Here is a 25388-nt window from a genome sequence, read left to right on the forward strand (position 1 = left end):
AAGATGGATTCTTGAGTGAATTCATATAAAATAATTGCAAGTAAACTATTGACTTTATTGTGTTTTTTGATATTATACTGAGTACTATCTCTGCTGTCTGATAAACCAAATGCGCGGGCGCAACTGGTGCCATTTTTTCCACTGCATCCACTGCTTTGGCAACAAACTCTGTGCGATCAAGCTTTGCACGATAAGTGGTCTTTTTATTGATCTTCTCCCACAAGGACAAAAACTCTGGCGAAGCCACTGTTTGCTTTTTAAGCTTAACCCGCACTTCGCGCGTAGCATTACGAATAATCGGCATGGCTTGGCTCGCTTCTAGCGCCTGCAGCACAGCCTGCTTTTGCCCTTTACTAAAACGTTCACTTAAATCTAACGTCCCAGTCGCCCATTGCGCTTTTAATGTATCTGTGATTTTTCCTGCTGATGTAAGCAAGGCTTTTTCACGCAACTCAACCAATATATCAGCAGCCTCTTGCGAAGACAGAATCTTTGTTTCCGTCACAGCTGTCATATAAATCAGATCTTGCAGTATCTCAACATTAATAAGCGCGCCCGAATCAGTTTTTTTCACAATTTCTTGACGCAATTCGCGTGGCATTTCCTCCGCCCCTATAGCATCAAATTCGCTCGCTACTAAATTTTGATCTACTTTAACGACACCCGCCTCATCAATAAAATCTTTTGCAACAAGTATTTTAACAATTTTTTGTGCTTGCGATACTTCCACTTTAGCAGCCACATATTTTACATCTTCATAAATACGGACAACCAAATGCTCCATCTGCAAGGTACCAAGTTTATAACCAATATCCGCCTCTAATTCTTTTTGCAATGTACTCACAAACTCAGCAAAGCTTTCATTCACCATGACATGCAGCACATTTATATCTTTATTTTCTACCGGTTCACCTTGTTGGTTTACGCATAAGCGCAAACCGCGACCAATCTTTTGCCGTGCGGTAAAATTCGATTTTTGTTCAATCAACATACACACTTGAAACACATTCGGATTATCCCAGCCTTCTCTCAAGGACGAATGCGAAAAGATAAAACGCAAGGGGTATGCAAAAGATAATAACCACTCCTTATCGCGCATAATCGTGTTATAAGTGTCATCATCAGCTTGGCTGTCGCCCTTTGTATCCTTATACACGCCTTTCTTGTCTTGCGAGAAATAACCGCCGTGCACGTTTCGAATATTTTGCGCAAACTTAGTTCGCAAAGAGGCATATTTCTTTTTCGCCAACAGCTCTTCATAACATTCTTCAAACATACGCTCATAAAGTGCTGGCTCTTCATCATTGCTACGATATTTAGCCACCTCATCAATAAAAAAAGTGATAAAACTTTAATCCCTAAAGGCGCAAGCCGCAATTCTTTATCTAAATGTGTTTCTATAGTGCGATAAATTTGCGCGCGTTTAAGCTCTATTGTATTCACATCATCAAGCGCGTGGCCAAATTTGACAATTTCAGTATCAGAAAACTCAACAGCTTCATTCCCCGCCATGCAATTGATACCCGAAACAATATAGCCCTTATAAAAGCTCACGTCCGCCCGTAACGCGATACAGATCATCGCCGTCTCACTGTAACTGTTTTGCGGCTCACAGTGCCATTCTTTCCCGCAATATCGAACTCTAAGCGCGCCCTAAAGCCATGTTTGTGTGATACGGATTTCAAGGCAATATAGGAACGGTTAAAATCTTGCTCTATCTGATTAGAAGAAACACAAATTTGCTTTACCAGTCCTTTTTGATAAGCATCAACAGGTGTTAAACGATATAAAAGATTAATATCATCTTTATGCGTGGCACTATAGCGGAAAACACAAAGCGGGTTAAGGCTCGCAATAGCCTCCTTCGCTTTTGCTGTATTATCCACCGATTGCGGTTCATCTATGATCACAATCGGTTTTGTGTCTTGGATATAGCGCATAGCGCTTTCGCCATTCAGTCTATCTTGCGGAAGGTTGATAATATTTTCTGCTTTTTAAATGCATCAATATTGATAATCATAATTTCAATATTGGTAGAGCTTGCAAATTGGCGAATTTGCGAAAGATCTTTTGAATTATAAATAAAATAACGATAGGGCAGATTATCAAATTCTGCTTGAAAATGCTCTCTTGTTACCTGAAGTGATTTATATACCCCTTCGCGAATAGCAACACTTGGTACGACAATAATAAATTTGGTAAAGCCATAGCGTTGATTTAACTCAAAAATCGTCTTGCTATAGACATAAGTTTTGCCTGTTCCCGTTTCCATCTCAATAGAAAACTGCTTTTGCTCTAGCGTCTCACTCGCCAAGAGTTTATTGTTCTGTTGCACCTCTCGTAAATTTGCTAATATGCTTTCATCACTGATCAATAATTGATTACCATAACCAAATTCATTTAACGCTAATTGTCCTTGTTCTGAATGCAAAGAAAAAGAAGAATCCCGTTGTGGCTGGCCTTTAAACAAATCAATGACGCTTTTAACCGCATCATTTTGAAATTCTTGTTGTTTAAATTTAAGTCTCATATCGCCGCCTCAAGATTCCCATCTTCAATCTCATGGAGGATAATAGAAAGGAAGACACTAGAAAGTTACATGATAGCATATTTGCAAACTCCCATATGCGCGTGGACAGTGGCACACCCTCCCCCAATTAGTGCAAAAATGACGTCGCTCTTGGTACTGGACGCCTTACGTCGGTGCTAACCTTCTCTATTTTTTGCAGAACAGAAAGCGCGTATCAGGCTCTCTAGCCATACTTAGAGTACGCAAAGTTATTCATCACTCTACAACACTTTAAGCGCGCAATTTTATGTTTTGTATTAAAGGATTTTTGCTTTCAAAATATACGAACAACATCACACAAAGTAGAATAAACAAGCTGCCCCCAACATTAAACCAAACCTTCTCTGTAACCAACACTGTTGCACCGAAACAGTTAACAATAGCGTGGACAAAAAAAGGCGCACACGCATAAAATTTAGAGCGCGTAACAACACCACGATACGCCAAGCATGTATTGAAAATATGCATGAGTATGACGCTCATTAAAGCACACAAAAAAATACTCGCTTGCGTCCAGGAATAAAAAATTACATACTCATTGGCTAATAACCTAGATCGAATAGGCCAGCCATTATAAACAAGGAAAGGCCCTAGCGCCTTATAAACTAATTCGCATAAACCCCAGCCTATGCCAATATTCAGCGGCAAACGCCACAACAAACTAGGCGAGCACCGATAAAACTTAGTAACTAACCAACGACGCATAGCTTCTTCTGCTACAACAAAAAAAACCGAAAATGTTAAAAATAAAAAAACAAGCGCCAACCCCTGCTCTGCACGACTCTTGGTTTCAACAATATTCATCATATAAAGCGTTTTTATTACAGATTGCTCCCAAAAAGCAATAAACCCGCCAGCAATGCAGCTAGCAACAAACCATCCCACAGCACCAGCGACAACCAATTTGAACTTCAGAAAATGATGAAACACACATAGAAGAAAAACAACGCCAAGCACTTGCAGTAAACGTAAGGCATCAAGTTTATGTTCTGTTTCCGAGTAACGCCATACTAACAGAACAATCACCCCAAAAACTATGCCGCTCAACAGCACATTTATCCAACTAAATGTAGAGCGAAAAAAATTATAAATGACAGCGCCATAAATAAGGACTGCGAGAAGCGAAGTAATAAATAAAACCAACATTATTATGCCCCCTCATTTACTACAGCGTAACTGCTATTTTTCTTCATGGATAATCTGTCTTGCACAAAATCATAAATTTGCCGCATAAGAGCAAACATAAGAATAGTAGCGATTGTATAATGCCCAATTGCAAGAAGTTCTGGCTCAGCGGCCCGCCATGAAAAGCGCGCCCAAGCCGCCAAGCATTGTAAAAGCAAGATAAGAACAAAAAAACGCCATTTCTTGTCAAGGCAAACCACAAGCATTAAAAAAGTTGATAAAAGATTCAGACCTATAACAAACGTATAATATATTACCGTCTCAAGTAAAGAAAGTAAGGCGTCCCTATCAAGACTAAAGGCTCCTTTTAGGATTTTCACAGTTTCTGGTAGAGATGTAAGCAGTGCAAGCCCTATAGCAGCCCCCCAAATCCCCATTCCCACGCCCAGTGCTGCCTCTACACCATTGCCATTATCTTCTGCCACCCAATGAGAGAGCAAAAAAAACTGCATAATCGCCATGCCTATAGGGAATAGTCCAACAGCAAAAACAATATTAGGCGTACTATAAGCAGAAAAATCAAAAATCAAACTACCTATCATACGCATAAAGCCGTATAGAAAAAAAATCAAAAGCACATAACAACCAGCGCTTGCCCCAATAATCGCCTTCGTGCCTTTAAACGTTTTAACCAAAGAGAGTAACCAGCGGTACCCCAATATAAGCGAAAGCGCCAAAACATAATAAGGAAAATAACTCGTAGCGCCATAAACATAAAGAAAAACAAGACACAAAACAACGAGCAAGAAAACCAAATGTTCAACCAATGTTTTTTTCTTCATCAAAGGAAAAATAATCAGCACCAGACAAAAAACAGCGCCGATAACAGATAATGTCAATTTGTCAAGCATTATTGCAAGCCTCAGAAATAGAATTTATTAATATTGCGTAGTCTGAAGAAATGTCAAACATAAACAAAAGATCAACCGCAAAATGAATTACAAAAGGCAGATAGGAATAGACCTTGCGCTTATCTTGGAAACCAAGATACATAAAGCGCGTATTTACAACATGCATCAATACAATCATGCCCGCGGCAATAAGATAGCTGATCGCTTGTGGACAAGATTCAAATGCGACATAGCCCACCATTTGTGGCGCCCTATCAACACGGTAATTCAAGTAAAGAAAAAGAGCTGGGAGGGTCTTATAGCATAAGTCTAGAACACCCCAGCCCAGCCCGAAATAAAGGACCTTACGCGCAGCTAATTCTGGCTTATATACGCGAAGCAACCACAAACGCAAAAGCTCCGCAGTTAAAACTGATATCAAAAGGATAAAAAATGGATAGTTTGCAGCAACCAAACTCATGTAATGCACCACCTGCTGCTGGCTATTATTAGCAGCAGACAAAGCAGGCAATGGCAACAAAGAGCTCAAATATACAAAACCTGCCCCAATACACAAGGCAGCAACTGCACCACAGAATCCAAGAACTAAATATTTATATAAGTAGTGCTCGTACAGAATTAAAAGCATGCCAAGATAACATACCAAAAGCAAAGATAAGTCTGTAAGCCCACTTTCACTATGTGGATAAGCGAAGATGATAGCGCAGGAAAGGCCAGCTAGCCCCCCCAAAATGACGCGCTCGCCCAACAAGCCATTGTTTTTAAGGAGACGAGGGCTGAAACTTATCCCAAAACTAAGCAGCATTCCAAAAATTAAGTCAGACATATAATTTCCTTAAAGCGCCTTGCCCTCCCAAGCATACCAAGATATTATTGCGGGAGAAAAACTCCCTGCTAAGAGGCTGATAGCGTACCCCTTAGCAAGGCCTTTACCTTGTTAAAAAAGCCAGGTCAAACAATAATTTCACCACTTAGAGCGAGCACAATCCCAACCAGCTTTAGCAATACCCGCGGCTGCGCCACGGGACCCTGCCTACTATTGCTCCAGAAACTGCCCCTCCTGGGTTGGCTGCTCTAGGCTTTAGGATAACCCAAAGAACTATAGCCTCCTGTCTTCTCACTCAGTTTTCTTTTTAAACGGGTTAATCACGCTAAGCTTCACATTCTTTGATTTAATGTAACGCGCGTACACATAAACAACAAACATCAAACAAATCCAATTTCTAACCATTCTATAGTCATCATCTGTATGAACAAACGCTACATAATAAGAAACAAAGAGGCTAAAAAACAGCTCTGCAAGAACATCAAGGACCAACCAATAATATTTCTTTGTAGTAACAAAGAGAACCATCAAAAATGTCAAAAAAACTTGGCCCGTTAGAATAGCAAAACCAAACACCGCATAATCAAACATTTTTTTCACTGCCTCCCTGTTTGCAAAACCTATCTGTTGATAGATTTCTCGAAGGTCTGATAAAAGCAGTGATGACACAAAAAAGACGCCTATGGCAAACCCACAGCCAATGCAAATGCTTAAATCTAGCACTGACATAGATTTTTCCTTCAAAGCTTTAGCAATTAGGACATAGCGAGCCACCCCTATCATCAACGGAATAATGAAAAGCAGATAAATATAGCTCGAAAGCTGCAGATCAAAAAAATCTAACAGAAGGTCATCACTCATAACAATAAAACCAGCTGCGATGAAAAAAATGGGGCAACTTGCGATAATGGCCAAACTAAAGTATTTTATATTGTTTACTATATTGGGTATAAATTCAATGCAAAAAGAAAGAAAGAACATAATTATAGCAACATGAGAAGATGTTATCGGCACACCGACTATATACTCAAAATACTCAAAGGCATAAATGAGAGGAGGAATAACCAATGCCGCCACTATGAATGCAACTATGTTCTCCCTGCCTAACATGCTTTTTCCATTAATAGCAATAGTTTTGAGGAATAGATACAACATGCCAAACCACAGACAAAAATAAACGAGCACTATACTAAACTCGCCCATAGCTCCTCCTGTACAATATTCTAAACATAAAGGTGGCACCTTTTACAGTACCACCGTTCTAGGCTTTAGGATAACCCAAAGAACTACATCAAAAGTGCATCAACATCCCACCACCTGAATTAGCAAAAGATTGACCCAACAACTGTGTGCCACACTGGGCAGCAGCCACACCATAACCAGCATAACCGCCTATGGTGTCTCCGAATTCATTGCCTACAGCTTGCCCAAAGCTTCCTACGGCCATGCCAGTCATAGGATTACGCCCCGCTGCCCATCCTATGAAAAAACCACTCGCAAGGCCAACCTTACCACCATGCTTTCTACCAAACGCACTACCAGAGTTATATTTGCTACTAAAATTATCGGCACTGCAATAATCGTGCGAACGACTTGAACTTCCCATTTATTTTCTCCAATTTAGTGTATAAATAAATCCCCCAAGGTTACTTATGTCCCCGCGCCAAAATGGCTTACCCATAATTAACCACCGAAACACCCCTGGAGATATGAATGCATTTTCATGCAAGTTCGCATTTATAATATATAGTTGACAAAATCAAGGATATTGTGTCAAAAATATGGCATATTTTAGTAAATTTATGCTTACTTATTTTATGTGTTTAAACTTAATAGTTTATATTATGAGCAATAATAATGAAAGTTAAATAAGATTCTCTTGGTTTGCAAAATATACTAAAAGTATATAAATATACTGATAGAGATATTTATTGTTACAATTGCAGTCAGAATCATAGATTTAGCTAACCCATTTATATTTCAAGCGATTATTGATCGTATCATTCCTTTTTGGGCAAAATTTGAGAAAAATCATCCGCGCAAGGTCTCTGCTCCGTGACGGCTCACACGCAAAAAATAAGAATTAGAAAAGTTGTAACAAGACAAATGGTACGGTTGGTGGGATTTGAACCTACGACCTCTGGTGCCACAAACCAGCGCTCTAACCAACTGAGCTACAACCGCATAAAAAGAAAATGTATCATAACTGTTCACGATTGCGTAAACATTTATTCTTATGCTTATGTGACATAAGGAAAATCAACAAACTTTGCAAGCCCCTTTAAAAAAATCTCGCAATTTTTTGTGAAGAAAAAAGCGTTTTTTACAAAGGAAATTTTGCCCAATGCTCAAGATTATGATCACGATAGTCTTTTATGTTACCAATTCCATCTTGTTGCATCATCCGCAAAATCTCTTGCAGAATAGTTATAACAAGATGTGGACCTTCATAAACCATCCCACTATATAATTGAATTAGATCTGCACCAGCTTTTACTTTTTCCAAAGCGGTTTGTGCGTCCTTTACACCGCCAACGCCAATAATTGCAATCTCCTTCCCTAATTTTTGACGCATTTTTGCAAGCACAATAGTAGAGCGCTCAAAAAGTGGACGTCCAGAAAGCCCCCCCTGTTCATTACTGAAGTGACTATTGCTAAGCCCTTGGCGTGAAAGAGTTGTGTTAGAAACAATCAATCCATTAAAATCAGAAAGTTTTATTTCTTCAGCAATATCATCTAATTCTTTCTCTGATAAATCGGGAGCAATTTTTAAAAAAATAGGAATGGAGAATCCATGCTTGTTCTCTTGCTCATTTCGCGCTTGCGAAATTGCATTCAACAAAAGATGCAAACTGTTACGGGCCTGTAAATCACGTAAACCTGGTGTATTAGGAGAAGAAATATTAACCGTAAAATAATCAGCAACATCATAAAAATGAACAATACCAGCAGTATAATCATCAATCTTATCGACCGTATCCTTATTGGCTCCAATGTTGACTCCTACAACACCAGTTTTTTTACACGCACGCAATCTATTGTAAACAACTTGATGTCCATCATTATTAAAGCCCATTCTATTAATAATCGCTTCATCTTCTTTTAAACGAAAAAGCCGTGGTTTAGGATTTCCAATCTGAGGCTTTGGTGTCACTGTCCCAATTTCAGTAAAACCAAATCCTAAACGAAAAACACCATCCACAACCTCTGCATTTTTATCAAACCCCGCTGCGAGACCAATAAAATTTTCAAGCTCAAGCCCAGCAACAGTTACACACAAACGTTTATCGATAACCTTTTGACAGCCATTTAACCCACTTTTCAGCCCGAGAATCGCTAAACCGTGTGCTTGCTCTGGATCCAACATAAATAAGGCAGAACGGCCAATACAACGAAAAAAACTCATCGATCCTTCTCCACAACATAAAAATGATCCATCGCGCCTCACCTATACTATCTTTTAACACAAAAGATCACCAATCAAAGAGAGCATATTATCCAAATAATATTCCCCTTCTAGAAGAAAACTCACCACATAATAGCCATACATGTTTATATTGGTGTATACTGTGTAAAAAACTTTTTATTCTTAAAAAATGTTTCTCTTTTTCGACATTTTTTAAAGATTAAAATGTGAATCCTAATCTTATAGAATGCAGCATGAATTGAAACATCAATGGCTCTTCATCGTAGCCTTGGTTTTCTGACGTCTTATGCAGGCACGCTCATAATTCTCTTAAAAACGCACGCAAATTATCCTTATTACCAAAGTTCCTTTGTGTAATATTGTTTTCAATAGAAACAAAGCTTGTTCTATAAAGCCATTTTTTCCTAGCATTTATAGGATACATGGTTCATAAAATCATCTAAATTCATACTATTGTTGCACCATTTATGAGCAACAGAATGTTCAATCAATTTGTATTCTATTGATAAAATTTTGAAGAATCTGCGTTGTTTTCTTTGCCATTTCTGATGCGTTAAATACAATTTTGCATCTATTAAGTGCTCTGTCTAACATATATTTTAAGTAATGACAGTTGATCATTGAACTCACACTTATCATACTAACGATTTCCAAACCAAAATGATCTTGCAAACCCTATAGCTCTGCTATTTATAAACTGATACAATCTTCCAGCAGATGAAATGTGTTTCTTCCATCGGAATTATCGCCATTTTAGCTCATGCAACCCAATACAAATAGCTTTTAGATAAGCCATAATGCCCTCCTAATTGCTATTATCGCTTACTAAATTAAGAGGAATTAAATTATAAGTTTTACACCTGCCTCATCTATCTATTTCTTCCATCAGTGCTGAAATATATTTTTTATTCCTAAATTCTCTTTTTATGACAATATGTTATGCCAATATATGTACTTCATTTGAGAAGCTTTCTGATAGCTCAACTTTCAACACTACTCATTTTGTGGTATTGTGTGAAAATCTCTCTTTTTAATGTTATCATAAAAACTTTGTGGCAATTATATAAATTAAGCTACGGTTTGCTACTTTCTGTTGAGAAAAAAAGATATCATTTTTATCAAAAAAGCTTTTTTCTAGTAAATGTTCTGTGTGCATTTAAATAGAGCCCTAATGCTCTTTATTAAACCTTATAAAGTTCTTTGAAAATAATATTAATATCGTAATACAATCCTAAAAATAAAATCTGCCCTTTCCTTTTTCATCAAAAGCGGTAAATAAATTATCGTATATCGCTTATATAAAGGGGAAAACGCAATGCTTAAAGAATTCAAAGAATTTGCCCTAAAAGGTAATATGATTGATCTTGCTATCGGTGTGATTATAGGGGGTGCTTTTGGTAGCTTGGTCAACTCAATTGTCAATGATATTTTTATGCCAATCATTGGGCTAATTACAGGTGGAATTGATTTTTCTAATATGTTTATTCAACTTGCTGGCGAAAAACAAGCAACATTGAGTGCCGCTAAAGCAGCTGGAGCAACCATTAGCTACGGACACTTTATTACTTTACTTATCAATTTTCTCATTATTGCTTGGGTTCTTTTTTTATTTGTTAAAGCTATGAATAAAATCCGTAGAAAAGAAGAAGAAAGCCCCAAAAAAACATCTTCAGAAGAACAACTTTTAATAGAAATTAGAGATCTTTTAGCTAAGAAAAAATAATTTTATGCGAGATTTATATCATGGAACACGAGGAAAAAACATTTCCACAGTTGTTCCATGATTGGGTTTTGAGAACAATAAAAATTGTCCCCCACTTTCTTCCACCATCGCTTTACACATTGGAAGGCCTAAGCCTGTTCCTATAAAAGCGCTATCACCAGATCGGCCATCTTTGCGCTCTACTTGACCATAAGGTTGCAGTGCCTGTATAATCTCTTCTTCGTTCATCCCTATACCATTATCACTCACTGAAATTTTTACACGTTCTTTTCTATAAGAAACGTGAACAATAATCTGTCCACCCAAAGGTGTAAAACGAATAGCATTGGAAAGAAGATTCCATATAATCTGGCGAAACACTTGTTGTGATACAGGAATAAATGGAACATGAGGTGGAGCAACAATGCGCATGATAATGCCGTTCTGATTGGCTTGAGTTTCAAGAAAAGCTATCGTCGCACGTAAACAAGATATCACATCAAATGTTTCATAAACAATGGAAGAATCAATCTGGTTATTGGAACCAGAATAATTTATCTTCGAGCACTCTAGTAATTGATTAATCAGCAATAATATATGTTTTCCAGAGGAAATAATATCGCGTAAATATCCATGATAGCGCTCATTTTCTATCGAACCAAAACGGCCTTCTCTCATAATTTCTGCAAAACCAATAAGAGCATTCAAAGGTGTTCGTATTTCATGAACAACTCCAACGATTTTATCCTCTTCTGCTTTTTTTTCTCCTGATGGAACTGTTTGTGTCCTATCACGCAACATAACAGCATAATTGCCTTGCTTTGCCAAAAATACAATCGTTATCAAAACGGTTATATTTTTATGATTTTTTGTCACTAAATCAGCGGTTTCACTGCGATTTAAAACCTGATTTTTCCCCTCCATACGGATTGATTTAAAATATTTTTCAACCAAAAGTCGGCTTTGCAAAGTAAATAATGAAGAGAATGGCTGTCCTCGTAGTTCATTTATTTCATAACCCATTAATGCTAAGGCTGCCCTACTCGCTGATTGAATAAAGCCCTCTTCATCCAACCATAAAACACCATCTGTTGCTGTATCCAACAATGATAAAACTGCAGCGGGCTCTTTTACGAGAGCTTGTTCTATAGCATTTACCGGCAATGTTTGTGCATATGGTAACTGAATAGCTGTTTCTTCAACTAAATTTTCTTCTTTTACCGATGAATTCAATTCATCACGCAATTGCTCTGCAATTTCACGAAAAGCTGAGCGTTCTATCTCCGTAAGACATAGCATTTCTGTTTCTAGCTTTTCATTTATTTTTTCTTGGACTTTTTTTTGTATTTTTAAAACACCAAAGCCACGAAACCCCTTAAGCTGCTTTTTAACATCAAAAATTGGCAAAGCCGACAATTCAACATCAAGCCATTGTAAGCAACCATCAACAGGCCATTGAACAATCTCTTTACTCCAAGGCATAGCCGCTTCAATAAAACGACTGAGAACCAGATATCGATCATCATTAAATTGATGAGCAAGCTCATGAAAACTACACCCTAAAATAGAAGAAGAGAGAGGACCAACAACTTCAGCTAGCTCTTTTGAGACTTCACAAAACAAACCATTGTGATCGATTTCCCACGTAAAAGGCCGTGGCAAAAGCTCTGGTGTAAAACGAAAAGCTTCTTGCTGACATTTTAATTCATTTGTATTTAACTTTAACTCATCTGCTTTTAATGGCATAACTAAAACTAAAAAAGTGTTGGATTTACTCTCAAATGAATAATGCTAATTTGTTTACAATTATCTGTTCTAGTTAAAATAACTTGATATCTCATATCAATTGTCTGTAGCAAAAATTTGACTGTTTCATCAACAAAACAAGAATAAAAAGAATCCTCCAACTCTTGTTGCTTACTCACCCATTATTGTAATAAATCTTGTTACAATAATGGTAACATCTCCCTCGCATAAATAGTACTCAAAAAGAATACACTTATTTTACACATTCATGCGCCTGTTTTGAAAAGATATCTCCCAAGATCCCCAAGCTTATTTTACGACGGCATCCGTAAATGGTGTAATGTAAAGGTCCCTATAGAGGATATCAAGGCATTGTGCATTACCATTTTTATGCTTATAAAAGAGCTGGTTAGCACCATAATTATACTAATTTCAGCCCCTAATGTTACCAATAGTTCTCGGCATTTGAAGGCGTTCATAAGCAGCATTTTTATTTTTTAACTTTTTTACTCCTACATTATTATGATACGCAAGAAAATGGTTTTAATTGTTTCAACAGAAACAGATTTGAAATGAGAAAATCTTACAATTTTTGAGACTTTTATTCACTGTGAATAATGATAAATTACTATAAATCAATATACTGCATTATAAAAATCTCTTTTTCAAATTAAGCTTCTAGTAAGAACACCTTTCTTGAGCCAATAATATCAAATGATAATAAATTCAGCGTAGCGCTTTAAAGTACCCAATGCAACAGAACTTGCATATTGGGCATTTTTCTTATGATGCTCTCAATAATCTCCCAAAGATCTTTCTTTCATTAGAATCGCTACAAAAGAAAAAACAAAAAATATACCACCGCACTATTTTATTAAAAAATTTCTCTGTAAAAAAGAGAACACAAATCATCTGTCCTCATATAAAGATTTGTTTAATTTCTTTATATTCCAGATCATTTAGAAATGTTAAAAAATCTCATAATCTCCTTTGATATCAGCTTGTTTACCTCATCAGAAGTCTTAATACAAAAGATCGCTTTTTCTTTATTACTCTCCATTTAATTTTTTAATATTATTAAAAAAATAAAATAAGCACATTTAAATAATGACTGTCAGATATTTAAAAAATTGCACATTTTTAAATGCTTTTGTTTATTTCCCTTCATTGAGTAAAATTTCACGTTTTCCAACATGATTAGCGGCTCCAACAATGCCTTTTTCTTCCATCCGCTCGACGAGAGAAGCTGCTTTATTATAGCCGATTGAAAGTCGACGCTGAATATAAGATGTTGAACATTTTTTATCACGCACAACAATTTTTACAGCTTGGTTATAAAGTTCCTCACCCTCTTCATCAAAATTTTCTTCCTCAGAAATTCCAGCAGCTGAATCAGCAGAAGTATCCTCTTTGTTATCGTCTTCATTATCTGTTACCGTTGCTAAATAATCAGGTTTACCTTGCATTTTAAGATGTGCAACGATGAATTCAACTTCTTCATCAGAGACAAAAGGTCCATGAACGCGCACAATGCGTCCACCACCTGCCATATGAAGCATATCCCCCTGACCTAAAAGCGTTTCAGCACCTTGTTCACCCAAGATCGTACGACTATCAATTTTTGATGTTACTTGAAAAGAAATGCGGGTAGGAAAGTTCGCTTTAATTGTACCTGTGATAACATCAACAGAAGGACGTTGCGTTGCCATAATAAGATGAATACCTGCCGCACGCGCCATTTGCGCTAAGCGCTGAATGGCATTCTCTATCTCTTTCCCTGCCACCATCATAAGATCAGCCATCTCATCAACAATCACAACAATATAAGGAAGCTGTGTGAGATCCATGGCTTCTTCATGATAAAGCATTTCCCCTGTTTCCTTATCAAAACCCGACTGAACAGTACACATGATCGTTTCGCCTTTTTGAGCCGCAAGTGCAACGCGTGCATTAAAACCATCAATATTACGCACACCTAATTTAGCCATTTTGCGATAACGCTCTTCCATTTCACGAACCGCCCATTTTAAAGCTGTTACTGCTTTTTTGGGATCTGTGACAACGGGTGTTAAAAGATGTGGAATGCCATCATAAACAGAGAGCTCTAACATTTTAGGATCAACCATGATCAAACGACACTGCTTTGGTGTCATACGATAAAGAATCGACAAAATCATTGTATTAATTGCAACAGACTTGCCTGATCCTGTTGTTCCTGCAACCAACAAATGAGGCATTTTTGCTAATTCTGCAATGACCGGTTCACCATTAATCCCCTTCCCCAAAGCAAGAGCAAGTTTAAATTCACTTTCACGAAAAGAACGTGTTTGGATTAATTCCCGTAAATAAACGGTTTCACGAACCGCATTGGGTAACTCAATCCCGATAACATTACGTCCAGGAATTACAGCAACGCGTGTAGAAATAGCAGACATAGAACGCGCAATATCATCAGAAAGATTAATAACGCGTGATGATTTTACACCCGCAGCGGGTTCAAATTCATACATTGTTACCACTGGCCCTGGATGAACATGGATAACTTCACCCTTAATGCCAAAATCTTCCAAAACACTTTCCAAAAGTCCAGCACCACGTTCTAATGTTTCTTGAGGAATCATCGTACCTTCATGAAAAACAGGTTCCTGTAATAAGTTGATCGGAGGAAATTCATAAACATCACAGTCAATAGATTGAATATTTTGCATAAAAGCAGAATCATAATTACCTAATGGCATACGAGTAGATTGCAATGTTTTAGTTTTACTGTTTGCTTGCATCACAGAAAAATCTTTTGAATTCTTTGTGACGGCTTTGTTTATACAATCAACAGTATTATTGGCGACAATATTATTGGTATTTTCAGTCTCTATACTAGCCCCTGCATCACTTAACGCCCCTGTATTACTTAACGTATGAGCAGAATCTTCAACAGAAAGCTTAGAATGACACCCTTTAGTAGTATCATTATTTGTATGCATTAAATCAGAAATTTTCTCAACACCTCGCATTCTTTCCGCTGGAGATTCTGATGTAATTGAATCATAGAGTTGTGGAAAGCGGTATTCAAGAACACGGTAAAGAGCAGTTATTGACTCATCAAAGGCTGTGGGGATATCAGGTGTGAGTTCATTTGTCGTGTCAATTGATGTTCCATCCTCTTTTGAAGTTTGAGTCTCCACATGTTCAAATATCAAAGATTCACACTCAAAAAATGCATCATCGGAAAGATGCAACGCAGGTTTTATTTGTTGTAGCACATTTTCCACTTGTAATTTATGTTCTTGTTTATCCTCCTCAAGTGGAATATTTGCTGACGGCATATGAATAGCTTGTCGTGACAACTGCTTCAGAACCGTTGAATGACAAACTGATGTTTTATTCTCTATTGATTGAGGATTAATGACTTTTTTTGTCGAAAGAATATTTGTTGTTTTCTTGTTACAACGTACAATATCTGTATCTGTAATTTTTTTTTGATCTTGCTTCGTAAAAATTTTAAACTGTTTTGCAAAAACTGGATCTATTTCTATACGACGACGCAAAATCTCAACTTCTGGGGTTCTCGTGAAACGGACGTTTTTTCCGAGGGCAAATGCCTTTTTCCACACTTCCGGATAAGGAAATATCTCAGTAATCTTAACAGATAAATCTTCTCTTGATGCACCTTTTGTACCATCATCAGAAAAAGAAGACGTAGAAATAGATTTTGTTTTCGAATTATGCATGGCATCCAACAAATTTATAGCAATGAGAAAAATAACCTTTTCAAAAAGAATTCGTAGAAACTATCATACGAAGGTTAATAACCTTTTGCTGATAGTTACTTTTTAATGAAAAAAATAATGCCATAATGCATATTCATAATCTGCCTTTTGCATATTTACGATATAAATTGCCCAGTTTATGGTGTCATAGAGCTCGTATTTCATTTGTTTTGAAGAAAACTTCATGATAAAAAAGCTTCAAGAAAATTGTCTATGCCTCTCTTTCTCTCCCTTTTCATAAAAGAAACTAGTCTCAATAATACAATAAGCATTGCTCTATTGAACTCTCCATGCTCAATTATCACGATATAATCTAATTTCTCGCGTTTTTATAAGATTACCCTTGTTATCCTCGTTTAAAAAGGCTTAGACTAAGACAATCATAATTACATAAATACAAATAGAAAAAAGGGAGTGAATTATGTTTAATACACGGAAATTTTATATCAATGGTCTATGGGATGAACCAAGCACTCCTCACGATTTTGACGTCATTAATCCATCAACAGAGGAGACTTGTGCTGTCATTAGCCTTGGAAGTACAAAAGATGCCGATAAAGCAATTAATGCGGCTAAAGAAGCCTTTCAAAAATGGAAAACAACATCACCAAATGAGCGTCTTGGATTTGTTGAAAAAATTCTAGAGATTTACGAAAAACGTTCCAAAGACATGGCAAAAACCATTTCAATGGAAATGGGAGCACCAATTGATATGGCGCTTAATGCGCAAACTGCAACCGGAAGTTCCCATATTCGCAATTTTATCGAAGCTTATCAAGAGTTTTCGTTCCAAAAAACTTTAATAAAGGGAAATGAGCAAGCAATCCTTCACTACGATCCTATCGGCGTCGTAGGATTAATTACGCCATGGAATTGGCCCATGAATCAAGTAACTCTTAAAGTTATTCCTGCTCTCTTGGCTGGCTGTACCATGGTGTTAAAGCCCTCTGAAATTGCGCCTCTTTCTGCTATGCTTTTTGCTGAATTTTTAGATGAAGCCGCACTTCCAGCCGGTGTTTTTAATTTAATCAATGGTGATGGTGCAACTGTCGGCTCTTACCTCTCTGCACATCCAGATTTAGAAATGATCAGCTTTACTGGTTCAACTAGAGCAGGAAAAGATATTTCTAAAAATGCCAGCGCTACTTTAAAAAGAGTCTGTCTGGAACTTGGGGGAAAAGGAGCGAATATTATCTTTGCTGATGCCGACTCAGATGCTGTTCAACGTGGTGCACGACATTGCTTTTATAATAGTGGACAAAGTTGTAATGCACCAACTCGTATGCTTGTGGAACAGAGCATCTATGACAAAGCCGTGAAAATAGCCAAAGATATTGCAGAAACAACAAAAGTAGGACCAAACTGCCAAGAAGGAAATCATATTGGGCCCGTTGTTTCAAAAAAACAATATGATAAAATTCAAGATCTTATCCAATCGGGAATTGATGAAGGTGCAACTCTTGTTGCAGGCGGGACTGGTTCACCAAAAGGAATGGAACGCGGTTATTATGTCCGTCCAACAGTCTTTGCTGATGTAAAACCTCATATGCGTATTTTTAAAGAAGAAATCTTTGGTCCAGTTCTCTCGATTCTTTCTTTTAGTACAGAAGAAGAAGCCGTCGCTTTAGCGAATGAGACTGAGTATGGTCTTACAAACTATATTCAATCGCAAGATCGCGACAAATGTCGTCGTATTGCGGCACAAGTACGCTCTGGTATGGTAGAAGTTAATGGACATGGATTACCCAGTGGAAGCTACTTTGGAGGTGTAAAATTTTCTGGGCGCGCTCGTGAAGGAGGACATTGGGGAATTAAAGAATTTCTCGATAGTAAAGCAATTTCGTACTGGTAAAATCTTGTAAAAACTTAATAGGAATCGTATGGTAATACAGAAAATAACGGATGGAGGTGCTCTTGGGCAACGTCTTGATCAGTGGCTCGCAAAACAATATCATGATGTGCTCTCACGTTCGCGTTTGCAAACCCTCATCCGTGAAGGCTGTCTTAAAATTGATGGTCAATTCATAAAGGAACCAAAAATAAAATTAAAACCTAACCAAATAATTGAATTGGAAATGCCGGACCTTCGTGATGCAGAACCTAGCGCTGAAGCCATTGCATTGGACATTCTTTTTGAAGATGATCATATCATTGTTATTAACAAACCAGCTGGTCTTGTTGTTCATCCTGGGAATGGAAATTGGACCGGTACATTGGTTAATGCCCTTATTTACCACTGTGGGAATAGTTTATCTGGTATAGGTGGTGTTAAACGCCCTGGCATTGTCCATCGTCTTGATAAAAATACAAGCGGTGTTATGGTTGTTGCAAAAAATGATCTAGCTCATAAAAGTCTCAGTGCTCAATTTTCTGATCATGGACGTACCTGCGCATTAGATCGACGCTACCATGCCTTGATTTGGGGAACACCTCAGCGCAATGTCTGGACAATTGATGCATCACTTGGCCGTTCGCCCCATAACCGGACAAAGCAAGCTGTCATCCATAACCAAAACCCTTATGCTCGTCATGCTGTTACACATGTTTCTCTGCTTGAAAAATATGGCTCTCATGCAGACTCAACATCTTTTGCTAGCCTTCTGGAATGTCGCTTAGAAACTGGACGCACCCATCAAATCCGTGTTCATATGACTCATATGGGGCATCCACTCATAGGCGATACAGTTTATGGAAACGCTTTTAAAACAAAATCAAACACATTCAACCCCACTATTAGAAATGCAATCGATCAATTCAACCGACATGCACTCCATGCTGCAAGTCTTACTTTTGAACATCCTTCTACCGGTAAAGTTATGTCGTTTTCCGCACCACTGCCTCAAGATATGGCTAAACTTATTAAGCTTTTAAAAAAAATGAATTGAAACTTTTCCCCTTCTCAAGATTTCACAATAAAATATCTTTTTTTGAACAAAATTGAAAAATATGCTAGAGTGAGGTTATGAGGATAGTTAGCTATCTAAAACATAGAATTTGCCTTATCAGGGAATTCAGATGAAAGGAGGGTGCTATATGGCCCATATGAATTTATTATCAGTAATGACAGGTGATGGTGGTTTAAACCGTTACTTGGAAGAAGTGCGTCGTTTTCCAATGCTTGAGCCAAAAGAAGAATATATGTTAGCTCAGCGTTACCGTGAGCATAATGATCTAAAAGCTGCGCATAGGCTAGTAACCAGCCATTTGCGTCTCGTAGCTAAAATCGCGATGGGATATCGGGGCTACGGACTTCCCATTGGGGAAGTCATTTCAGAAGGCAATGTTGGACTCATGCAAGCTGTTAAACGTTTCGAACCAGAGCGGGGTTTTCGTCTTGCAACCTATGCAATATGGTGGATTAAAGCGTCAATCCAAGAATATGTATTGCGCTCTTGGAGTTTGGTGAAAATGGGGACAACAGCTAATCAAAAGCGCTTGTTTTTCAACCTTCGTAAGTTAAAAAGTAAACTTCAAGCACTTGATAGTGGCGATCTCAATGCAGAACAAGTGAAAGAAATTGCAACCCAGTTGAATGTCACAGAAGATGAAGTTGTATCAATGAATCGTAGGCTTGGTGGTGACACTTCACTCAACGCACCAATTCGGACAAAAGAAGGAGAAAACAGCGAGTTACAAGATTGGTTGGTGGATGAATCTAACGATCAAGAACAAATTTTAATTGAAAAAAGTGAATTAGAAAATCGCCGTTCCATGCTCATAAATGCCATGGACAATCTCAATGAACGCGAAAAACGTATATTCAAAGCGCGTCGTTTAAATGATGTACCACTAACCCTAGAAGAACTCTCTGGTGAATTTAATATTAGTCGAGAACGAGTAAGACAAATTGAAATGCGTGCATTTGAAAAAGTACAAAACTCTATCAAAGATTCTACTTTATCTCAAAGTCAAGTGTAAAACCTAGAGTTAAGTATAAAGCCAATGGTTTGCACATTCTTTAAATGTGAAAATGAAAAAAAAGCATGCCTTGGCTTTATACTTGTAAATTAGTCTATCGAATTCTTTACGTTATTGATATGTAAAGATTTAGTGAGTGTATTTGGTATATAATTGATAAAGACGGTCGTGGAAAATTCTTCACAGCCGTTTATTTTTTTGCATCTATGTTTTATTTTTTTGACCAAGAACTGTTAACTTATCTTGTTGTGCAAGCCATTGTCCAATAACTTCATTAAAAATAGACTTACCTGTTGGTCCTTTTGCAAAGGTTAATTCACTTATACGCCCATTTTTATCCGTTAACACCAAACGCATCCAATCTAATTCTCGCATCAATTGTAAATTTCGATCAAGAAATGGATGATTACCACTCAATGCGACAAGAAAAAAGTCATCGTTAATCTTTGCAGCAATGGTTCTTGTTAAAGCCTGTCCAATGGATTGTTCACTTGCTTTAAAGGTTAATGCTTGAACATTGCTTATAGATTTACCTGAAAATTTATCCGAAAGAATAAAAATAAGGTCCATAATATATGAAGCAGGAAATGACTGATCGGTATTACGACGTAAAATTAACCGCAATGATATCCCTTCATCAGGAATTGTTATATCACCTTGTATAGTTGTTTCTTCTGGAGACCCCTTCACTTGAGACTCTTTTATAAGCGTCCAGCGAGCACTTCCCGTTGCTATCTTTTCTGCATCATAATTTGTACGTGCTTGATAGAAAACAGCTTCACCTGATTTTTCAAGCGATTGCAAATTGCTATCAACAACTGTTGAGAGTACTTCTTCATCCGAAGAATCTATCGCTTGTTTTAAACCAACATCAATTTCACTTCCATCCTCTAATAAGCGTTGTGTTAACTTTCTCTTAATTGGAAATGCCTTTGGTACTCTGTGAGAAGCTTGAAGATTTTCTTCTAAAAACTGATAATCATTTGATACAAATACACGCTCACCAACAAAAAAAATACCAACAATTAAAACAACAAAACTAACAACAAAAACAGCACTTATCACAATACGCCTTTGCACTAACGATTTATTAGCACGACGTAAAGCCTGAGAAAAAATGTGCGAAACAATATGCGGATTATCTTCCTGCGAAAGAGAAATCTTTAACACACTGCTATTAACATGCTGAGAAGGCACATCAGCCTCCATATTAACAGGCTCTGCATCTGGTATATCTGATACACAAAGCTCAACAAATACCTTGTTATCCTTTGAACGTGTAACAAAATCCTGCTTTCTTTTTATGTTTACCTCTGACAATTCATTATTCTTTGGTAATATAGTTTTTTTTGTAACTTTCTTATCTTCATTTATATTTGTGGGATTCCACCCAATAACTGAAGAAAGCCGTTTCTTTTCAACTGCTAAATATTCTCCTTCAACAGTTGCAATAGAACTTTGAAGAATCTTTCTTTGTTCATCCGCTATTGCTTGTGGTATTTTTGCTGTTACAAATTGATGTTCTAGTGTTTCGGTAGCCCGCTTATAAATCCGCTTACGCACTTGTGGTGTAATATTATTTTGTGCATTAATTGTCTTTTTTAAGATTCCAACGAAATCTACCATTTCCTCTATAATCTCTCTTAAACTGAGAAAAAATCAATAGTAAAGCCAAAAAACTTTATTTTAGCCTTCTAAATTGGTTGCCATTTAATATTGGTACAACATAATGTAAAATGAATATGAAAAATAAACAATGCTATTTTGCACCTTTCTCTTACGTGCTCTTAAAAACTTTTTTGTAAAAAGATACAAAAATGAACAGAGAACATATATAGAAATCTAAAAACAATAATCAATTAACAAAGGGATCCGTAATAAGAATAGTATCTTCACGCTCTGGACTTGTGGATAATAAAGCCACTTTTGTATTAATCAGTTCTTCAATATAGCGTATATATTTAATAGCCTGCACTGGTAAATCTTCCCACCTCAATGCATGTGCTGTTTCTTTCTTCCAACCTTCTAATGTTGCATAAATAGGCTTCACCCGATCCTGAGCTCCCATGGAAGAAGGTAAATAATCAATCCTTTTACCATCAAGCTCATAACCAATACAAATTTTTATTTCATCCAAACCATCTAAAACATCAAGTTTTGTCAATGCTATACCTTGAACACCGCAAATTGTTACCATCTGACGTACTAAGACAGCATCAAACCAACCACATCGACGCTTTCGACCCGTTACAACACCAAATTCATGTCCACGCATTCCCAGAAATTCACCAATATCATTTATCTGCTCTGTCGGGAACGGCCCTTCTCCAACGCGTGTAGTATAAGCTTTTGCAATACCCAAAACATAATGAATTGCATCAGGTCCCATCCCCGAACCTATACATGCTTGCCCAGAAACTGTATTAGATGACGTTACATAAGGATAAGTTCCAAAATCATTATCTAATAAAGCACCTTGCGCACCTTCAAAAAGAATGTGTTTCCCTCCTCGATAACCTTCATCTAAAAGACGCCACGTACAATCCATAAAGGGCAAAATTTTATCCGCAACTTGCATCAATTCATCATAAAGCGCTTGAGAATCAATCTCTGCAACACCCATCCCACGACGCAAAGCATTATGATGCCTCAAAAGCCGCTCAATCTTAGCCATAAGTGTATCTTTTTCTGCTAAATCCATCACTCGGATAGCACGACGTCCCACCTTATCTTCATAAGCCGGTCCAATACCGCGCTTTGTTGTACCAATCTTTAAACCAGATAAACCGCTTTCTCGAATTGCATCAAGATCACGATGCAACGAAAGAATCAGAGGAGCATTTTCAGCAATACGCAAAATTTCTGGTGTGATTTTTACACCCTGATTACATAGTTTTTTTACTTCTGCAACAAAATGATGAGGGTCAACAACAACACCATTACCAATAATTGATAACTTGCCACGCACTAAACCAGACGGTAAAAGTGATAATTTATAACTGACTCCATCAACAACCAATGTATGGCCAGCATTATGCCCCCCCTGATATCTCACCACGATATCTGCTCGCTCAGACAACCAATCTACAATTTTACCTTTGCCTTCATCACCCCATTGTGTACCGACAACAACTACATTGGCCATAACTTTCTCCGTCGTGTTTGGTCAAAAAAACCAGCATTCAAAAACAAACACTTCTTTATAACGAAACCTTAGAGCAAGTGCGACTCCTCATTTCAGATTTTTCTCAATCTTCAAGTGATTAAATTTTCAAATTTATGATAATAAAGATAAGCAAATACCAAAATATTTTAAATCTGTCATTTTTGCTACAAAAAGTAAAAAAATAGAGATTTTAATTTGTGCGTATCCAACACCTGACAGAGCATTTATTCCTCCTCTTAATCTTTTACAATTCATGTAATATTTAGAGGCTGTTTGTCTGATACAAGGATACGAAAAATCATCATAATCTTTCGTATCCTTTTTCTGTTTAAAAACACCCTGTGAAAATCACCAGTAATTATTTAAAGCTGTGCTTTTTCAACTTGGAACGCCCACTCAAGCCATTGTGTTAAAATTTCAAGATCGGAAGCCTCAATTGTTATACCCGCCCAAATTCGAAGCCCAGGAGGAGCATCGCGATACGAACCGATATCATAAGCAACCCCTTCCTCATCAAGACGCTTCACAACCGCTTTTATAAAAGATACTCGCTTTTCCGTATCCAAAGCAGTAATCACTGGATCCACAATATCTAAACAAATAGCGGTGTTAGAACGCACTTCAGGATCTTTTGCCAAATATTCTAACCATGGCGTTTTGCGAACAAAAGCATCAAGTACAGAAAAATTTTTCTCAACCCGTGCTCTTAATGCCGCTGCACCTCCTAGAGATTTTGCCCACTTCAACCCATCAAGGAAATCCTCAACACAAAGCATAGAAGGTGTATTGATGATCTTTCCTTTAAAAATATCTTCGTTCAATTTTCCATTTTTTGTCATATAGAAAAGTTGGGGCATAGGCCAAGCTGGAACATGATTCTCAAGCCTCTCAACAGCACGAGGACTTAAAATCACCATACCATGTGCAGCCTCGCCTCCCAAAACTTTCTGCCATGAAAAAGTAACAACATCTAATTTTGAAAAATCAAGATATTGCGCAAAAGCTGCCGATGTTGCATCACAAATGGTCAATCCAGCCCGCTTATGCGGAATGAAATCTGCATTAGGAATACGCACACCAGAAGTTGTCCCATTCCATGTAAAAACAACATCCCGATCAAAGTCAAGTTGTGTTAAATCTGGTATTTCACCATAAGGAGCTTCAAAACGACGCACATCAGAAAGCTTTAATTGCTCGACAACATCTTTATTCCACCCAAACCCAAAACTTTCCCACGCTGCCATATCAATGCCACGCTCACCTAATAGGGACCATAGAGCAGCCTCAACAGCACCGGTATCTGATCCTGGCATAATTCCTATACGATGATCAGAAGGAACCTCAAGAATCTCACGGGTTAAATTAACAACTTCAGCAAGTTTTAATTCTGCTTCTCTAGATCTATGCGAACGCCCAACTAATGCATTTTTAAGAACATCAAGAGTCCAACCAGGCCGTTTGCTACAAGGACCTGAAGAAAAATTAGTATTATTGGGACGATTACTTGGTTTTTGTAACATTATCATTATTTCTCCCCTTTTAGATGTTTTTCTTTCTTTATAAAGAAAAACAAATTATTATAAAGACTAATCAATAATCTTTTTAGAAAAAAGTCAAAAATATTGTCTATTATTGCGTATGCTTAAAATTCACGGAAACTTTATAAAAAATCTTTCTTAATCATGCTTCTCGATTGATTCTTTTAATTTTTTTCGTATCATCACCACAATAAGACAGCATTCTAATAACAATACACTAAAGTGTCCAATATACCTATCAAATTTATTTTATGATAAAGATTCATTGATAACGCTCTAGAATAGGGAGATAAACTTATTAAAAAATCAATTATTTTTCTTTTGATGACTGGACAGAGAAAATTTTAATGTTATAACCGCAAACGCTTTATATTTTTTAGAAGCATGCCCAGATAGCTCAGTTGGTAGAGCAGCGGACTGAAAATCCGCGTGTCCGTGGTTCGAATCCGCGTCTGGGCACCATTTTTTCTCTTTAACATATTGAAATATATAATTTTTTATTTGATTTTCTATTTTTTAGACCACCTTTTAGTCCACCTCTTGTGGTTTATACAATTTTACTTAATTTGTTGTTATTTGTTCCCTATTTTTCTTTGGAGTAAAAGCTAGAATCTCTTTTTTTCTCCATCTCACTGCTCTTCCTAGCTTATAGGGTTGCGGAAACTCCCCTTGAAGCACCCAATTGCGAATCGT

18 protein-coding genes, 2 tRNA genes and 1 pseudogene are annotated in these 25388 nt (G+C 37.2%); 5 read left to right on the plus strand and 16 right to left on the minus strand.

All coding sequences use genetic code 11. The features are described 5' to 3' along the window. From ACFINU_RS07060 to ACFINU_RS07105, 10 genes and pseudogenes are all read right to left on the minus strand, one after another. A pseudogene (locus ACFINU_RS07060) lies at nt 1-1324 on the minus strand (type III deoxyribonuclease); the annotation flags it as partial. A gap of 253 nt (nt 1325-1577) precedes the next feature. Continuing rightward, complete coding sequence (locus ACFINU_RS07065) at nt 1578-1940, minus strand: hypothetical protein (RefSeq protein ID WP_375618548.1); 363 nt, start codon at nt 1938-1940, stop codon at nt 1578-1580. Between the two features lie 14 nt (nt 1941-1954). Beyond that, nucleotides 1955-2530, minus strand: a complete 576-nt coding sequence (locus ACFINU_RS07070; RefSeq protein ID WP_375618549.1) for a DEAD/DEAH box helicase family protein — start codon at nt 2528-2530, stop codon at nt 1955-1957. Nucleotides 2531-2800: 270 nt separating this feature from the next. After that, nucleotides 2801-3715: a hypothetical protein gene (locus ACFINU_RS07075; protein WP_375618550.1), complete on the minus strand. Its 915-nt coding sequence runs from the start codon at nt 3713-3715 to the stop codon at nt 2801-2803. A 2-nt stretch (nt 3716-3717) separates the two neighbouring features. After that, nucleotides 3718-4605: a hypothetical protein gene (locus ACFINU_RS07080; RefSeq protein WP_375618551.1), complete on the minus strand. Its 888-nt coding sequence runs from the start codon at nt 4603-4605 to the stop codon at nt 3718-3720. Continuing rightward, nucleotides 4598-5431, minus strand: a complete 834-nt coding sequence (locus tag ACFINU_RS07085) for a hypothetical protein (protein ID WP_375618552.1) — start codon at nt 5429-5431, stop codon at nt 4598-4600. Before ACFINU_RS07085 ends, ACFINU_RS07080 begins: the two co-directional genes overlap by 8 nt. Before the next feature lie 291 nt (nt 5432-5722). Further along, nucleotides 5723-6634, minus strand: coding sequence for a hypothetical protein (locus ACFINU_RS07090; RefSeq protein ID WP_375618553.1), 912 nt, complete (start codon nt 6632-6634; stop codon nt 5723-5725). An 88-nt stretch (nt 6635-6722) separates the two neighbouring features. Beyond that, on the minus strand, nt 6723-7037 hold the full coding sequence (locus ACFINU_RS07095; protein ID WP_375618554.1) for a hypothetical protein: 315 nt from the start codon (nt 7035-7037) through the stop codon (nt 6723-6725). A 501-nt stretch (nt 7038-7538) separates the two neighbouring features. Continuing rightward, nucleotides 7539-7615: transfer RNA gene (locus tag ACFINU_RS07100), tRNA-His, on the minus strand. A 139-nt stretch (nt 7616-7754) separates the two neighbouring features. Next, nucleotides 7755-8837, minus strand: coding sequence for a quinone-dependent dihydroorotate dehydrogenase (locus ACFINU_RS07105; protein WP_375618555.1), 1083 nt, complete (start codon nt 8835-8837; stop codon nt 7755-7757). A 1336-nt stretch (nt 8838-10173) separates the two neighbouring features. Here ACFINU_RS07105 and mscL point away from each other — a divergent pair. Beyond that, entirely contained in the window at nt 10174-10581 is a 408-nt protein-coding gene (mscL, locus tag ACFINU_RS07110) for a large conductance mechanosensitive channel protein MscL (RefSeq protein WP_375607446.1), read from the plus strand. An 18-nt stretch (nt 10582-10599) separates the two neighbouring features. On the opposite strand, the gene ACFINU_RS07115 is transcribed toward mscL, so the two are convergent. Then, nucleotides 10600-12306 (minus strand): ATP-binding protein, encoded by a 1707-nt coding sequence (locus tag ACFINU_RS07115; protein WP_375618556.1) that lies wholly within the window; start codon nt 12304-12306, stop codon nt 10600-10602. 1154 nt (nt 12307-13460) lie between these two features. Continuing rightward, nucleotides 13461-16034, minus strand: coding sequence for a DNA translocase FtsK (locus tag ACFINU_RS07120; RefSeq protein WP_375618557.1), 2574 nt, complete (start codon nt 16032-16034; stop codon nt 13461-13463). 460 nt (nt 16035-16494) lie between these two features. On the opposite strand from ACFINU_RS07120, the gene ACFINU_RS07125 reads away from it, so the two are divergent. From ACFINU_RS07125 to rpoH, 3 genes are all read left to right on the plus strand, one after another. Further along, nucleotides 16495-17925, plus strand: coding sequence for an aldehyde dehydrogenase family protein (locus ACFINU_RS07125; RefSeq protein WP_375618558.1), 1431 nt, complete (start codon nt 16495-16497; stop codon nt 17923-17925). A gap of 28 nt (nt 17926-17953) precedes the next feature. Continuing rightward, nucleotides 17954-18958 carry an RluA family pseudouridine synthase gene (locus ACFINU_RS07130; protein WP_375618559.1) on the plus strand — a complete coding sequence of 335 codons (1005 nt, stop codon included), beginning with the start codon at nt 17954-17956 and terminating at the stop codon, nt 18956-18958. 148 nt (nt 18959-19106) lie between these two features. Further along, nucleotides 19107-19991: an RNA polymerase sigma factor RpoH gene (rpoH, locus tag ACFINU_RS07135; RefSeq protein WP_375618560.1), complete on the plus strand. Its 885-nt coding sequence runs from the start codon at nt 19107-19109 to the stop codon at nt 19989-19991. Between the two features lie 204 nt (nt 19992-20195). Here the strand turns inward: rpoH and ACFINU_RS07140 are convergent, their stop codons facing one another. The 3 genes from ACFINU_RS07140 to ACFINU_RS07150 form a co-directional block, all read right to left on the minus strand. Next, the gene (locus ACFINU_RS07140) at nt 20196-21617 is read right to left on the minus strand and encodes a hypothetical protein (RefSeq protein ID WP_375618561.1); all 1422 of its coding nucleotides are present in this window, start codon (nt 21615-21617) and stop codon (nt 20196-20198) included. A gap of 229 nt (nt 21618-21846) precedes the next feature. Beyond that, on the minus strand, nt 21847-23136 hold the full coding sequence (locus ACFINU_RS07145; protein ID WP_375618562.1) for an adenylosuccinate synthase: 1290 nt from the start codon (nt 23134-23136) through the stop codon (nt 21847-21849). A gap of 383 nt (nt 23137-23519) precedes the next feature. Further along, nucleotides 23520-24683, minus strand: a complete 1164-nt coding sequence (locus ACFINU_RS07150) for a phosphoserine transaminase (protein WP_375613717.1) — start codon at nt 24681-24683, stop codon at nt 23520-23522. Between the two features lie 398 nt (nt 24684-25081). On the opposite strand from ACFINU_RS07150, the gene ACFINU_RS07155 reads away from it, so the two are divergent. After that, a tRNA-Phe gene (locus ACFINU_RS07155) sits at nt 25082-25157 on the plus strand. A gap of 99 nt (nt 25158-25256) precedes the next feature. On the opposite strand, the gene ACFINU_RS07160 is transcribed toward ACFINU_RS07155, so the two are convergent. Beyond that, the coding region (locus tag ACFINU_RS07160) for a helix-turn-helix transcriptional regulator (RefSeq protein WP_375618563.1) at nt 25257-25388 on the minus strand (132 nt) is incomplete at its 5' end.

Source organism: Bartonella sp. AC130YNZD (assembly GCF_042196865.1).
GTDB lineage: Bacteria > Pseudomonadota > Alphaproteobacteria > Rhizobiales > Rhizobiaceae > Bartonella.

Coding starts and splice junctions, on each gene's coding strand:
- ACFINU_RS07075 (WP_375618550.1), bottom strand. CDS start 3,715: ATGTTGGTTTTATTTATTACTTCGCTTCTCGCAGTCCTTATTTATGGC.
- ACFINU_RS07120 (WP_375618557.1), bottom strand. CDS start 16,034: ATGCATAATTCGAAAACAAAATCTATTTCTACGTCTTCTTTTTCTGAT.
- rpoH (WP_375618560.1), top strand. CDS start 19,107: ATGGCCCATATGAATTTATTATCAGTAATGACAGGTGATGGTGGTTTA.
- ACFINU_RS07065 (WP_375618548.1), bottom strand. CDS start 1,940: ATGCGCTATATCCAAGACACAAAACCGATTGTGATCATAGATGAACCG.
- ACFINU_RS07095 (WP_375618554.1), bottom strand. CDS start 7,037: ATGGGAAGTTCAAGTCGTTCGCACGATTATTGCAGTGCCGATAATTTT.
- ACFINU_RS07150 (WP_375613717.1), bottom strand. CDS start 24,683: ATGATAATGTTACAAAAACCAAGTAATCGTCCCAATAATACTAATTTT.
- ACFINU_RS07090 (WP_375618553.1), bottom strand. CDS start 6,634: ATGGGCGAGTTTAGTATAGTGCTCGTTTATTTTTGTCTGTGGTTTGGC.
- ACFINU_RS07130 (WP_375618559.1), top strand. CDS start 17,954: ATGGTAATACAGAAAATAACGGATGGAGGTGCTCTTGGGCAACGTCTT.
- ACFINU_RS07125 (WP_375618558.1), top strand. CDS start 16,495: ATGTTTAATACACGGAAATTTTATATCAATGGTCTATGGGATGAACCA.
- mscL (WP_375607446.1), top strand. CDS start 10,174: ATGCTTAAAGAATTCAAAGAATTTGCCCTAAAAGGTAATATGATTGAT.
- ACFINU_RS07140 (WP_375618561.1), bottom strand. CDS start 21,617: ATGGTAGATTTCGTTGGAATCTTAAAAAAGACAATTAATGCACAAAAT.
- ACFINU_RS07115 (WP_375618556.1), bottom strand. CDS start 12,306: ATGCCATTAAAAGCAGATGAGTTAAAGTTAAATACAAATGAATTAAAA.
- ACFINU_RS07070 (WP_375618549.1), bottom strand. CDS start 2,530: ATGAGACTTAAATTTAAACAACAAGAATTTCAAAATGATGCGGTTAAA.
- ACFINU_RS07105 (WP_375618555.1), bottom strand. CDS start 8,837: ATGAGTTTTTTTCGTTGTATTGGCCGTTCTGCCTTATTTATGTTGGAT.
- ACFINU_RS07085 (WP_375618552.1), bottom strand. CDS start 5,431: ATGTCTGACTTAATTTTTGGAATGCTGCTTAGTTTTGGGATAAGTTTC.
- ACFINU_RS07145 (WP_375618562.1), bottom strand. CDS start 23,136: ATGGCCAATGTAGTTGTTGTCGGTACACAATGGGGTGATGAAGGCAAA.
- ACFINU_RS07080 (WP_375618551.1), bottom strand. CDS start 4,605: ATGCTTGACAAATTGACATTATCTGTTATCGGCGCTGTTTTTTGTCTG.